The following is a 14,036-nucleotide window of genomic DNA, read 5'->3' as shown; positions in this document are numbered from 1 at the left end:
TTCATTTTATATTTGACAAGTGTAAAAAATGTGTTATAATTGTAAAGAAAAAGAAAAATGGAGGTAGGGTGATGAATTGCGAAAACGATATTTTATCTAATTTTGAACTAATGGCAGAACTTTCTTCTAGATTTACAGGGGAAGAAAACGAAAAGGAATTTATGGAGAAATTATTATCAGTTGCAATTGAAAGTATTCCAGAAGCAGAAGCTGGGTCAATTTGGTTGATAGACAATACTTTGTATAGGGCAGTAGCAGGATATAATTATAAAGAAGGAATTATTGAAAATCTTGTTGTTCCGTTGGAAGATGCTTATATACATAAATATCTTGATTCTATGGATATAATTGAGATAAATTCTTTTGAGGAATTTACAAGTCCATCAAAGTTATTTCAAGATAATGTAAAACTTATTCATGCGAAACACGAAACAATGATAACTTTGGCATATCCTTTAAAAGTTGGAAACAAAGTAAAAGGGCATATTTATATTGATAATTTCAAATTAAAAAGATTTAGTGAGACAGCAAAAAAATCATTAAAGATTTTTGGTAGTTTTGCATCAACATTTTTAACTTTGAAATCACTAAGAGATGAAGAAAAAAATGCAAATGAATTAAATAGTATATATTTAAGTTTTATAACGCATGAAGTTAGAACACCGTTAACGGCAATATTAGGATATGCAGAAAGTATTTTAAGAGGCAATAAAGATTTGACAAAGGATGAAATAATAGATTTGGTAAAAAGAATATATATGAGTTCAAGACATATGAACTCATTAATTACTGATCTTTCAACATTTAATAAGCTAAATAGAGAAGAAGAACTTAATATTTCAGAAGTTCATTTGAAATTTCTTATTTATGAATCAATTTCTATTGTTGAACCACAGTTATCTCCTGAAGTTGAATTAAATATCAAATTTGGAGAGAATATTCCTGAAATGATAGAAACAGATCCGATTAAAATGAAACAAATTTTGGTTAATATAGTTGGTAATGCTATAAAATATACAGATCAAGGGTATGTAAATGTCAGCATAGATTTTGATGAAAAAACAAAAGAATATATAATTATTGTAAAAGATAGTGGTCCAGGAATGCCTGAAGATAAGTTGGAAGATGTATTTAAGCCCTTTGTTAGATTAGCGAAAAATAAGCCTGGAAGCGGTTTGGGTTTAGCTATAGTAAAGAAATTAATAGAAAAGCTAAAAGGTAGAATACGTATCGATTCTAAAGTCGGAGAAGGGACAACTGTAGAGCTTAGATTTCCTCAAAAAATACATTAATAATAACAAAACTCCCCCATTTTTGGGGGAGTTTTGTTATTAATATTACCATTATGTTGTGGATTTGCAGAGTAAAAAGTAGAACGTTTAATGTTTTAACGATTAAGCAAATAATATAAAGATAAGCTAGGATATGGATTTTGCTATATCCAACATTTTATTAGTTATATTAAGTAATAATTTATAGATAAATTTAATTTTATATATAAAATATGAATAAAAATTTCAAATTTGACATTTAAAATATTATGGTATATAATTTTAGTATAATAAATTGTTAGAAATATTTATACTTGTGAGGTGTTATTATGTTAGTAGATTTTAGTTTTTACAATTTTAAATCCTTTGCAAAGAAAACGGAATTTTCAATGATAGCAGATGATAAAGAATCGAAACATTTTTTTAAAGCTGAAAAATTCAGATTATTAAAAACTGCAGCAATATATGGTCCAAATGCAGGAGGAAAAAGTAATTTACTTAAAGCTTTTAAATTTTATATATATCTTATTTTAAATTCAGCGATTTTTGGGTTTGAAATTCCTGATGAAAGGTTTAAGTTGAGTGAAAAGCTCGTAAATGAGCCTATGATATTTGAAGGAAGATTTATTATAAATAATGTTTATTATAGATATGGATTTTCAATAAAAGATAGTAAAATTGAAAGCGAGTGGCTTTATCACAGACCTAAAGGGCGTGAAGCAAGGATATTTGAAAGGGATTGGCAAGAATTCAAAAGAGGAAAATTTTCTGAAGGAAAAGGTGTTGAAGAAAAAACGAAAGAAAATACACTTTTTCTATCTTCTTTAGCTCAATGGAACAGCCAAATTGCAACTAGAATAGTGGAGTTTTTTAAAAATATAAACTTTATTACTCCGGATTTTCCTCCAGGAGTTACTTTAGATTTAATAGAAAAGGGTATAATTGATAAGGAAGAATTTTTAAATATATTAAAAAATGCCGATATAGGAATAAACGATTTTAAAAACGAAAGAATAGCATTAAAAATAGATGAAGAGTCTTCATTAAGTTCAAGAGATATTGGAATTATATCTATAAAAGATAAAAAGTTTTATTTGAATAAACTTGTGACATATCATCCATTTTTTGATGATGAAGATAATTATATAAAGAATGTTGAATTTAATTTTTTAAAGGAAGAATCGGATGGAACAAAAAAATATTTTAATATTTTAGGACCTGTATTAGCGACCCTAAAAAACGGGACTGTTTTATTTATAGATGAACTTGATACAAGAATTCATCCATTATTATTAAGAACAATAATAGAACTCTTTCATTCAGAAAAAAACAAAAAGAATGCACAGTTGATTTTTACAACACATAATACAATCATTTTAGATTCGGAATTATTTAGTAGAGATCAGATATGGTTTGTAAGTAAAGATAAATATGGAAAATCAGAGTTATATTCCCTCCTTGAAATAAAAGGTGTAAGAAAAAATGCGAATTTTGAAAGAGAATATTTAAATGGAAAATATGGTGCTATTCCATATCTAAAGAAAATCTTAAAAGGATTTGATATCAAATGAGTCGAAAAGGTTATTTTGGCAAAAAAGGCAAAAGAAGAAAAAATACAAGAGAAATTAAACCTTTGATTTTAATAGTATGCGAAGGTGAAAAAACAGAAAAATATTATTTTGATTCTTTTGAAGTATCAAATGCATATGTTAAAGTTGAAGGAGAAGGAAGAGGAGCAAATGTTTTATTAAAAGCAGCAAAGAAATATTTTAAAAAAGAAAAATTTGATCAGGTATGGCTTGTATTTGACAAAGATGAAATAGATGATCAAAAATTTGACGAATCTATAAAAGAAATTAAGAAAAAAGGTTATAATCCTATATATTCTAATCCATGTTTTGAATTATGGTATTTATTGCACTTTGTTTTTTATCAAACATCTTTGAGCAAAGAACATTGTTTGAGAAAATTAAAAGAAAAAATTCCTGAATATGAAAAAAATATTGGAGATATGTATGAAAGATTAAAAGATAAAATGAAATTAGCTATAAAGAATGCTGAAAATTTGGAAAAACAAAAGAAAGTTATAAATAGTTATTCTAAAAAGAATCCATATACAAATGTTTATAAATTGGTTGAAGAATTGAGAAAATATGAAAGATAATATATCTATAATTCTAAAAACTGAATACAAAATATAACACACAAAATTATGTATAAATGCAGCTTATTAATAAAATTTTTTACCTCGTAACTTTTGGAAAATACACCATAATTATATTATTTTTTGCTTCTCGAAGAAAAACTGCAAAAGTTCTCTAAAGTTTCTTAGTTCATATTTAGTTTTTTATTTTTTTAATGATAACTTTAATAATTTTATTTCTTTAGATCATTTTGTTGCAAATATTGGAGTTAAATATACAGTAAAACAAGAAAACCAATAAATAAAAACTCCCCCATTTTTGGGGGGAGTTTTTTTTATCCTTTTTTATCTAAGGCAAGTTTTTCCTCATTATTAGCATATCTTCTCATCCTTGTTTCATAATTATAAATTCCACGTTTGGAAGGATATTTTTCTGCATAACCTTTTTCATACCATAATTTATCAGCATAAGGTTTCCATCCTTCAGCTAATTTATCAATTTCTGGTGCTAATTCTGTTATAACTTTTTCACTACCAGGATGTTGAGGTATGGCGTTGAATTTTTTTACCATAGCTCTAAATACTTTTGGATTATCGATAATTGGACATGGTCTAAATAGGTTGTTTGAGTATGGTATAGTCTTTTTATAAGCTTCAAAGAACGGAGATTTTAAAATTTCAAGTATAGTTTTTTCTCTAATATTATCAACTGCGAATTGTTGGAAAACGCATGGTTCTGCATAACCTTTTGCATTAATATGTAAATATTTTGAACCTGCAGCTAAACAACCATGTGTTAAGAATCCGTGATTCCAGAAATCAGCTACAAAAGCAAAATCGCCACCAAGCCTCATTTTTTCTGTAATCTTAAATCTTTCGAATCTTTGTTCAGGTGTTGGTACCAAATCCATTGTAGGATCCATACCAACAGGCATAAATTGATATATCCAAACATAAGCAACATTATGATCTTTTAAGAAATTCCAAAAATCTTCACTCATAATTAAATTATGATTTTTTCTTGTAGCAGTAACTGAAGCTCCATAAATTACGCCATATTTTGTTAATAATTCATACGCATGCATGATTTTTTTGAATACACCTTTTCCTCTTCTCCAATCAGTCATTTCTTCAAAACCTTCAATAGATATTGAAAGTGTAGCATTTCCTAATTCGGCTAATTTTTTTGCTTTTTCTTCTGTCATCAATGTTCCGTTAGTATAAACCATGAAATAAGAGTCATTAAATTCTTCGAGCATTTCAAATAAATGAGGATATATAAAAGGTTCTCCACCTGTAATAACAAAGAAATATATTCCTAATTCATTAAATTGTCTAATTATACTAAATAACTCTTCTTTTGATAATTGATATTTATGTCCATACAAGCCAGCATAACATCCAACACAATTTAGATTACATGCATAAGTTGGACTAATAACAGCCAATTTTGGTAATACAACTTTATGTTCGTGCATTTTTTCCTGACGTACTTTTTCACCAACAGCAAACTCATTGATAATCAAATTGTTTATAATCTTTTCTACAACTTTAGGATTAGATCTTTTAAAAAGATTTGACCAGTTAACGAGCATAGGATCATGATTTTCTGCACCTTCAGCTAATTTTCTTAAACCACTTTTTGTTGGTTCTTTTGCTAAATTCGACAATGTTCTTAATAATCTTGCTAAATCTTCCACATCAGAGTTTCGTACAACATTAGTTACCAATTTTGAAGCTTGTTTCATCATCATGTTTTTCATACTGTCAAGGATTTTCATAAAAAACCCCTCCTTTTTATGCCATTAATTTTCCTATTATATATTCTAAAGATGAACAAAGTTCCTCTTCCTTAAATTCTACCCCAACTGATTTATAGATTCCAATTCCATCGATCATAGCCTGTAATATAATAGCTGTTGTTTTATTAGGTACGAATTCAGACCATAAATCAAACAACTGAGTATAATAATCATGGAATAAATTGCCAAGCTCTTTAAGTCTTTTTTTATCATGAATAGAATTTATCAATATCTCAAAAAGTCTTAATAAGTCATCAGAAGGGAATTCTTTTATTATTTTTGAATAAAGTTTAATGATGGCTTTTGCTTTTTCTTCTTTTGATGTTTCTTGAGGTAAAAGATTTGATAAATAGTATTTAAGTCGTTCTACAAGTATTCCAAAAGATGTGATTATCAAAGAATCTTTACTATCAAAATATAAATATAAAGTTCCCTTAGAAACTCCCGTTTCTTTAGCAACATCATCCATTGTAAAGTGAGATAATCCTTTACTTAAAATAAGATCTAAAGCATTTTCTGCAATTTTTCTTTTTTTTTGTTCTTTGTAATTAGATTTTTTTTCTGAAATATTACCTGCCATATAAAACACCTCTCATGACTGACTGGTTAGTCAATTATATTATAATACATTTAACAAACAGTTTCAAATATGACAAAATAAGTCATAAAATTGAACCGTCAGTTTATTAAGTTATAAAAGTAGCAATTAAACAAGTTTTTTTTATTTTAAAAAAATGACTGACTGGTTAGTCAAAGGTGTAAAAAAATATCAACCATATTGTTACTTTTAGTTAATGTTTTTTATTACTTGATTTTCATTATAAATAATGATATAATAAGCTTGTATAACCGCCGGGGGAGCTCCTATTCCGGAGCTGAGATTAAGGTGGAAGCCTTAGACCCCAGCACCTGATCCGGGTAATACCGGCGTAGGGAGAGCGGGAGTTAATAGAGTGTAATTTACGCCTTCCAATGCCGGAAGGCGTATTTTTTTATATAAAATTTTATTAAATTTTTAGGGAGGTGTAGTGTATGAAGAAAGTTTTGATGGTATTAATGAGCCTTTTTGTAATTGGGATAATCTTTTCTGATGCACTAACAGTTTATGTGTATGATAGTTTAGATTGGATTAAGAAAGGAACTGTCCAAAAATTTGAAAAAATGTATGGTATAGATGTAAACGTTGTTGTTTTAGGTGATGGGGGAAATGTTTTAGCAAGATTAAAACTTGAAAAGAATAATCCTAAAGCAGATGTTGTTATAGGACTTGATCAATCTTTGTCGGTATTAGCTATAAAAGAAAAACTTATTATTCCGTATAAACCTTTAAATATAAATAAGATAAAAAATATGGATTTGTTGTATGACAAAACTTATTATTTAACTCCTTATGATTATGGTGCAATTGCAATTGTTTATGATCCAGAAAAAATAAAAAGCATACCAGAAAGTTTTGAAGATTTGACAAAATTGAATAAAAAGCTTATTATTCAAGATCCAAGAACATCAAGCACAGGTCAGGCGTTTTTATTATGGACAATAGCTGTTTATAAAGAACAATGGAAAGATTTTTGGAAAAGATTAAAACCAGCAATTTTAACAGTAACGCCAGGATGGAGTGAAGCTTTTGCCAAGTTTGAGTCAGGAGAAGCACCAATGATGGTAAGTTATGCAACAGATGGAGCTTATTCATATTATTATTATAATTCAACAAAATACAAAGCATTTATTCCAAAAGAAGGGGCATATGTTCAGATAGAAGGAGCTGGAATTGTAAAAGGAACAAAACATTTGGAATTAGCTAAAAGGTTTATAGAATTTTTACTGTTCGATGATTTTCAAAAAGAAATTCCTTTAAATCAATGGATGTTTCCTGTTGTAAATACAGAATTACCAGAAGCTTTTAAGTATGCAATTATTCCAGATAAAGTAGTCACAGTAAAACCAGAAGAAATTGACAAAAATATGGAAAAATGGCTTGAAGAATGGGAAGAAATAATGTTGCAGTAAAAAAGAAAAATGTAGAAAGTAAAGAAATAATAAATATAAAAAATGGGGCTATGGCCTCATTTTTTATTACTAAAAATTAATGAGTTGATGTATAATATAGATACATGAATGGGGGAGATAGAATGATATTGAAAATTATTACTTTATTGATTTTCTTTTTTACTTATTATTTGATTATTTTTGGAAAAGGGAATAAGGCAGTAATTGCGTTTAGTATGGGATTGTTGATTTCTCTTTTAAAGGTTTCCGAAAATTTAAAAGTTGAAAATGTGGGAGATTTTATTGATTTTAATACATTAGGAATTTTATTTGGTATGATGATTATCGTTGGGATATTAAAAACAACAGGATTATTTCAGGCAATAGCTATATATATTGTAAGAAAGTCAAAAGGAAATGTAATTTCTATATTTATTTTTACACTTCTTGCTGTTGCTATCCTTTCAAGTGTTTTAGATAATGTAACAACGCTAATTCTATTTTCACCTGTTATAATATATATCTGTCAGGAAATAGAAATCAAACCAGAAATATTTCTTTTTCCAATGATTTTTGCAGCTAATATAGGTGGCACCGCAACAATGATAGGTGATCCTCCAAATATTTTAATTGGAAGTGCTTCTGGAAGTAGTTTTTTGGAGTTTTTAATGATTATGTCAATTCCTGCTTTGGCTACTCTTTTAATTTCTATATTTTATTTTGTTTCTAAACATAAAGAATTAAAAGAAGTGGAAAAAAAGAAATTAGAGACGTTGTTAAAAGCTGATCCAAAAAAAGCTATTGTCGATTATAACTTGCTAAAAAAAGGTCTTATAGTATTTACTCTTGTAATATTAGGTTTTTTTATACATGAATATTTGGATTATGAAGCGGCGTTAATAGCATTAACAGGTGGAGCTATAATGTTATTATTATCAAAAAAGGATTTTGATGAAATTTCTCATGAAATAGAATGGGATACGTTATTTTTCTTTGTTGGATTATTTGCTATTGTAAAAGCGCTGGAAGATGTACATGTTATAGAAGATGTAACAAATTTGATATATAATTTTATTTCACATCCATATGTATTATTGCTTATAGTATTATGGGGATCTGGAATTTTAGCCGCTTTTATGGGGGCTGTGCCTGTTGCAACAATTTTTATTCCTATAGTTCGTGGACTTATAGGAACGTTTCCCAATAGCGATTTATTATGGTGGGCATTGGCTTTAGGAGCAAGTTTTGGTGGAAATGGTACTATAAGTGGAGCTGCGTCTAATATGGTTATAGTAGGAATGATTGAAAGTAACTTTAACAGAAAAGTTGGATTTACGGATTTTATGAAACTTGGTATGAAGATAGCCGTTTTAGGCTTATTAATTTCGTCTTTATATTTATATATTTTATTAGAAATATAGAAGGGGTGATAGAATGGGTTATGTTGTTAACACAGATTTTGGAGTTGTTAAAATAAGTAAAGGGGAACAATTTTTTAAAGTTGCAGATATGCTTCAAAAAAATAATAAGCATACTATTCTTGCAATTAAATTTAATAATGAAATTAAGGAATTATGGAAGAAAGTACATGATAATGGTTTTGCAAAACCTGTAGATATAACTTCCAATGAAGGAATGAGGATATATAGAAGGGCATTGCTTTTTATTATTTATATTGCCTTAAAAAGAATGCATAAAAAATCAAAACTTGTAGTTCATCATGCCATTGGCCCAGGACTATATTTTGAAATAAGGGGAGTAAGAAATTCAGAAAAAAATATTGATAAGTTGAAGGAAGAAATGAAAAAAATAATAGATGAAAATATACTTTTTGAGAAAATAACATTGAGTAAATTTGATGCAATAAAATATTTTGAGGAATCAGAAGAGCATGATAAAGCCTTATTGTTCAAATATAGAAAAAAAACAACAGTAAAGGTTTATAAATGTGAAAAGTATATAAATTATTTTTATGAATATATGCCACCATCAACAGGATATATTGATAAATTTGATATAATAGCTTATGACAAAGGATTTATTTTATTGCATCCAACTAATATGAGTCCTGAAAATATTCCGGAATTTAAGCCATTGCCGAAACTTTCTTCAACATTTATAGAATATAAAAAGTGGTTGGATATTTTAAACATAAAAAGTGTTGGAGAGTTAAATGCTATAATAGCAAAAGGTGTGAGGAAAAGCGGTGAATTAATTAGAATTACAGAAGCATTACATGAGAAAAAATATGCAAATATTGCAGATGAAATTATAAAAAGAAAAAATGTAAGGTTAATATGTTTAGCCGGCCCATCATCATCTGGAAAAACAACTAGCGCTAAAAGAATATCTCTTGAATTAAAGGTTCATGGTAAAGAACCATTGCAGATATCATTGGACGATTATTATATGGATTATGAAAAAATTCCTTTAACAGATGAAGGGAAAAAAGATTTAGAATCTTTAAGAGCTTTAGATCTTGATCTGCTAAATAAAAATTTGAAAGATTTAATAGAGGGAAAAGAGGTGGAATTACCGAAATATAATTTTATTACTGGAAAAAGAGAATGGACAGGTAAAAAGGTCAGAGTGAAAAAGGATCAACCAATAATAATAGAAGGGATTCATGGTTTAAATGAGAAATTAACAGAAAGTATACCAAGAGATCAAAAGTTTAAAGTTTATGTCAGTGCTTTAATTCAAATGAATCTTGATGAGATGAATAGAATTCCGACAACAGATACAAGATTAATTAGAAGGATAGTTAGAGATTATAATTTTAGAGGAGCAACAGCATTAAGAACATTACAACTTTGGCCAGAAGTAAGAAAAGGTGAAGAAGAAAATATATTCCCATATCAGGAAGAAGCAGATGTTATGTTTAACTCTTATTTAGTGTATGAGCTTCCTATATTGAAATTATTTGCAGAACCATTATTATTAGAAATTGATAATACTTTACCAGAATATACAGAAGCAAAAAGATTATTAAGATTTTTGGATTATTTTTTGCCATTGCCTGCAATTAATGAAGTTCCAAAAATTTCCGTATTGCGAGAGTTTATTGGGGATAGCGCTTTTGAATATTGATAGGAGGTTTTCAAATGCCAGGATATGGAAGAGGACAGGGTAGATTTAGAAGAGGATGGATAGAATCTTTTGTGCTTTTAATTATAGCAGAAAAACCATCTCACGGATATGAAATTGCGAATAAATTATCTGATTTTGGAGTTATTTTAAATGGTATAGGTCAAATGGGTAATTTGTATAGAACATTATCAAAATTGGAAGATATGGGTTTGGTGGTTACAGAGTGGGATACAGCAGACACAGGTCCTTCAAAAAAAGTATATAAAATAACTCAAGATGGATTATCTTTTTTAAAAAACTCTAAAAAAGAGTTTGAAGAATTTAAAAATATAATAGATATTTTTATAGATAGAGCATCAAAGTTCTAAAAACCTCTGCAGAAATAGCGCAGAGGTTTTATTTTTATATATAGCACATAAATTATTGATAAAAATTAATTAAACAAAATTGACATATATAAATTTTTATGATATAATTCACTCAGTGAATGAAAATAAAATTATATAATGAATATAATGATTATGGAGGGATGGAAATGTCTTTAATGGAAAAGATTCAAAACAAAACAGCAAAAATAGGTGTAATAGGTCTTGGATATGTTGGATTGCCTTTAGCGGTGGAAAAAGCAAAAGCAGGTTATAATGTAATAGGGATTGATGTACAGGAAGAAAAGGTTAAAATGGTAAATAACGGAATTAATTATATTGGTGATGTTGTCAATGAAGAACTTGAAAATTTAGTGAAGGATGGAAAAATAGTAGCTACAACAAATTTTGATGAATTAAATAATTGTGATGCTATTATGATTTGTGTGCCAACACCACTTGATAAATTTAAACAACCAGATTTGCAATATGTTGTTGCTTCAACAAAAGAAGTAGCAAAAAGATTGCATAAAGATATGCTTATAACTTTAGAGAGTACAACATATCCCGGAACAACAGAAGAGGTTATGTTACCAATTTTGGAAGAAACAGGTTTAAAAGTTGGAAAAGATTTTTACTTAGCCTTTTCTCCAGAAAGAGTGGATCCGGGAAATTTAAGATATAAAACAAAAAATACACCAAAGGTAGTTGGTGGTGTAACATCTGAATGTACAAGACACGCAAAAATATTATATGAAAATGTTCTCGAAGCAGAAGTTTTTGCTGTATCTTCTCCCAAAGAGGCAGAAATGGCAAAAATACTTGAAAATACATTTAGAATAGTAAATATTGCTTTAATTAACGAAATGGCAGTTGTTGCAAAGAAATTAGGTATAAATATATGGGAAGTTATTGATGCAGCAGCAACAAAGCCATTTGGATTTATGCCCTTTTATCCCGGACCAGGTGTTGGCGGTCATTGTATTCCAATAGATCCATTTTATCTAACCTATAAAGCAAGGGCAGTTGATTATCATACAAGATTAATAGAAATGGCTGGGGAAATTAATGATGCAATGCCGGAATATGTTGTTTCAAGACTTCAGGATATTCTTAATGATAGAAGGAAATGTTTAAATGGGGCTAAAGTATTATTACTTGGTGTTGCTTATAAAAATGATATAGACGATTTAAGAGAATCTCCAGCATTAAAAGTTATTGAACATTTGGAGAAAAAACATGCAAATATTATTATACATGATCCATATATTCCTGAATTTAAACATAAAGGTAAAGAATATAAGAGTGTAGAATTGACGAAAGAATTATTAGAAAGTGTTGATGCAGTTGTTTTAACAACAGCACATTCAAATATTGATTATGAATTTGTATTAGAGTATGCTCCATTTTTATTTGATACGAAAAATAGAACAAAAAATATTCAAAAAAATAAAAATAAGGTGATATTGTTATGATTCGAATGGCTTTAATTGGTTGTGGACGAATTGCAACAAAAAAACATACAGAGGCTATTATAAAAAATAAAGATTTATTTGAACTTGTTGCTGTTGTAGATCCGGTTATTGAAAAGGCAGAAAATATAGCACGTATAATGGAAGAAGCTGGATTAAAAAAACCAGAAATATATACAGATTATAAAGAAGTTTTAAAAAGAGAAGATATAGATATGGTATCTATAGCAACAGAAAGTGGATATCATTATCAAATATCCATAGATGCTATGAATAATGGGAAACACGTGCTTGTTGAAAAACCAATGGCATTATCAACAAAAGCAATGGATCACATGATACAAATTTCAAATGAAAAAAATTTAAAGCTTGGGGTGTGTTTTCAAAATAGATTTAATCCACCAATTCAAGAATTAAGGAAAAAGCTTGAAAATGGGGATTTTGGAAAATTGTTGCACGGTCAGATTTCTATTCGCTGGAATAGAAATAAATCATATTATGAACAGGCTCCATGGCGAGGCACATGGGAACTTGATGGAGGTACATTGATGAATCAATGTACGCATGGCATAGACTTATTACAATGGACATTTGGAGAAATAGATGAAGTTACAGGAAAAATAGAAAATTTTAATCATCCATATATAGAAGCGGAAGATTTTGGTAGTGCAATTATAAAGTTTAAAAATGGTTCAGTTGGTATTATAGAAGGGACAGCAAATGTTTATCCAAGAAATCTTGAAGAAACTTTAGCGGTCTTTGGAGAAAAAGGAACGGTAGTTATAGGTGGATTAGCGGTAAACAAGATAGAAACGTGGAGATTTGAAAATGAGGACACACATCCATTCCAGAATTTACCAGATCCTGATACCGTATATGGAGCAGGACATGTACCTCTGTATAAAGATTTTTATGAAGCAATAATTGACGATAGGAAACCATATGTTTCTGGAGAAGATGGAAAAAAAGCTATAGAAATTGTATTGGCTATTTATAAATCATCAAAAGAAGGGAAACCTGTAAAATTTCCTTTCGAATTTTCTACAGAAGAAATGGAAAATTATTTTGAGAAGGTGAGAATATGATTTCTGAATATGCGAAAATCCATGATTCTGTAAAATTAGGTCATAATATCGAAATTGAAGAAAATGTTATTATAGAAGAAAATGTAAAAATAGGAAATAATGTTGTTATTAAAAAGGATACAATTATAAAAAAAGGATGCGTTATTGCAGATAACACAGTTTTAGGGAAAAAACCATTTAAAGCTTCAAATTCAGCAGTAACAAAAGAAAAAGAATTAAAACCTTTAATTATTGGTAATTATGTAACTATAGGGGCTAATTGCGTTATATATAGAGGAGTAAATTTGAATGATTTTGTTTTTGTAGGAGATTTAGCAAGTATTAGAGAGGATGTTGAAATAGGAGAATATACTATTATTGGTAGAGGTGTTGCGGTAGAAAATCAAACAAAAATAGGAAAAAAAGTAAAAATAGAAACAAATGCATATATAACGGCATTATCAACAATAGAGGATTATTGCTTTATTGCACCAGAAGTAACCTTTACCAATGATAATTTTTTGGGAAGAACAGAAGATAGAAAAAAATATTTTAAAGGAGCTACATTAAAAAAAGGAGCAAGAATAGGAGCAAATTCTACACTTTTACCTGGAATTGAAATAGGTGAAGATGCACTTGTTGCTGCTGGTTCTGTAGTTACAAAAAATGTTCCTTCAAAAAAGATTGTAATGGGAAATCCAGCTAAGATATATAAAGATGTTCCAGAAGAACAATTATTAAAAAATCAAAAATATTATAAAGAGGTATAAAATTATACGTAAATTATTAAAAAGAAAATCTATCAACAATTAAAAAGGTGTAATTTTACACCTTTTTTTT

12 protein-coding genes and 1 riboswitch are annotated in these 14,036 nt (G+C 28.4%); of the genes, 10 read left to right on the top strand and 2 right to left on the bottom strand.

The genetic code is table 11. From position 1 onward, the window contains the following. Positions 1–71 precede the first annotated feature (71 nt). The 3 genes from BUA62_RS02020 to BUA62_RS02010 all read left to right on the top strand — a co-directional run bounded on the left by BUA62_RS02020 (position 72) and on the right by BUA62_RS02010 (position 3,435). Complete coding sequence (locus tag BUA62_RS02020) at positions 72–1,292, top strand: GAF domain-containing sensor histidine kinase (protein WP_072862926.1); 1,221 nt, start codon at positions 72–74, stop codon at positions 1,290–1,292. Between the two features lie 308 nt (positions 1,293–1,600). Then, positions 1,601–2,842, top strand: coding sequence for an AAA family ATPase (locus BUA62_RS02015; RefSeq protein WP_072862924.1), 1,242 nt, complete (start codon positions 1,601–1,603; stop codon positions 2,840–2,842). Continuing rightward, positions 2,839–3,435 (top strand): RloB family protein, encoded by a 597-nt coding sequence (locus BUA62_RS02010; protein WP_072862922.1) that lies wholly within the window; start codon positions 2,839–2,841, stop codon positions 3,433–3,435. The genes BUA62_RS02015 and BUA62_RS02010 overlap by 4 nt, the downstream gene beginning before the upstream one ends. A 314-nt stretch (positions 3,436–3,749) precedes the next feature. On the opposite strand, the gene BUA62_RS02005 is transcribed toward BUA62_RS02010, so the two are convergent. Both BUA62_RS02005 and BUA62_RS02000 read right to left on the bottom strand, forming a co-directional pair. After that, positions 3,750–5,195: a radical SAM/SPASM domain-containing protein gene (locus BUA62_RS02005; protein ID WP_072862920.1), complete on the bottom strand. Its 1,446-nt coding sequence runs from the start codon at positions 5,193–5,195 to the stop codon at positions 3,750–3,752. Between the two features lie 16 nt (positions 5,196–5,211). Then, complete coding sequence (locus BUA62_RS02000) at positions 5,212–5,796, bottom strand: TetR/AcrR family transcriptional regulator (RefSeq protein WP_072862918.1); 585 nt, start codon at positions 5,794–5,796, stop codon at positions 5,212–5,214. Positions 5,797–6,060: 264 nt separating this feature from the next. Next, positions 6,061–6,170, top strand: a riboswitch (TPP riboswitch). A gap of 78 nt (positions 6,171–6,248) precedes the next feature. Between BUA62_RS02000 and BUA62_RS01995 the strand changes: the two genes are divergently transcribed. The 7 genes from BUA62_RS01995 (at position 6,249) to BUA62_RS01965 (ending at position 13,966) form a co-directional block, all read left to right on the top strand. Further along, complete coding sequence (locus BUA62_RS01995) at positions 6,249–7,226, top strand: thiamine ABC transporter substrate-binding protein (RefSeq protein WP_072862916.1); 978 nt, start codon at positions 6,249–6,251, stop codon at positions 7,224–7,226. 122 nt (positions 7,227–7,348) lie between these two features. After that, positions 7,349–8,626 (top strand): ArsB/NhaD family transporter, encoded by a 1,278-nt coding sequence (locus BUA62_RS01990; protein WP_072862914.1) that lies wholly within the window; start codon positions 7,349–7,351, stop codon positions 8,624–8,626. Positions 8,627–8,639: 13 nt separating this feature from the next. Further along, a complete protein-coding gene (locus BUA62_RS01985) occupies positions 8,640–10,295 on the top strand; it encodes a nucleoside kinase (protein ID WP_072862911.1) in 1,656 nt (551 codons plus the stop codon). Between the two features lie 14 nt (positions 10,296–10,309). After that, the gene (locus tag BUA62_RS01980) at positions 10,310–10,663 is read left to right on the top strand and encodes a PadR family transcriptional regulator (protein ID WP_072862909.1); all 354 of its coding nucleotides are present in this window, start codon (positions 10,310–10,312) and stop codon (positions 10,661–10,663) included. A gap of 167 nt (positions 10,664–10,830) precedes the next feature. Continuing rightward, positions 10,831–12,135, top strand: a complete 1,305-nt coding sequence (locus BUA62_RS01975; protein WP_072862907.1) for a nucleotide sugar dehydrogenase — start codon at positions 10,831–10,833, stop codon at positions 12,133–12,135. Then, entirely contained in the window at positions 12,132–13,217 is a 1,086-nt protein-coding gene (locus BUA62_RS01970) for a Gfo/Idh/MocA family protein (RefSeq protein ID WP_072862905.1), read from the top strand. Before BUA62_RS01975 ends, BUA62_RS01970 begins: the two co-directional genes overlap by 4 nt. Then, positions 13,214–13,966, top strand: a complete 753-nt coding sequence (locus BUA62_RS01965) for an N-acetyltransferase (RefSeq protein ID WP_072862903.1) — start codon at positions 13,214–13,216, stop codon at positions 13,964–13,966. Before BUA62_RS01970 ends, BUA62_RS01965 begins: the two co-directional genes overlap by 4 nt. Positions 13,967–14,036: the final 70 nt, after the last annotated feature.

Origin of the sequence: Marinitoga hydrogenitolerans DSM 16785, from assembly GCF_900129175.1 — a bacterium.
Classification (GTDB): Bacteria; Thermotogota; Thermotogae; order Petrotogales; family Petrotogaceae; genus Marinitoga; species Marinitoga hydrogenitolerans.
The sequence above is the reverse complement of the archived record's forward strand: the minus strand, read 5'-3'. Positions and strand labels throughout refer to the sequence as shown.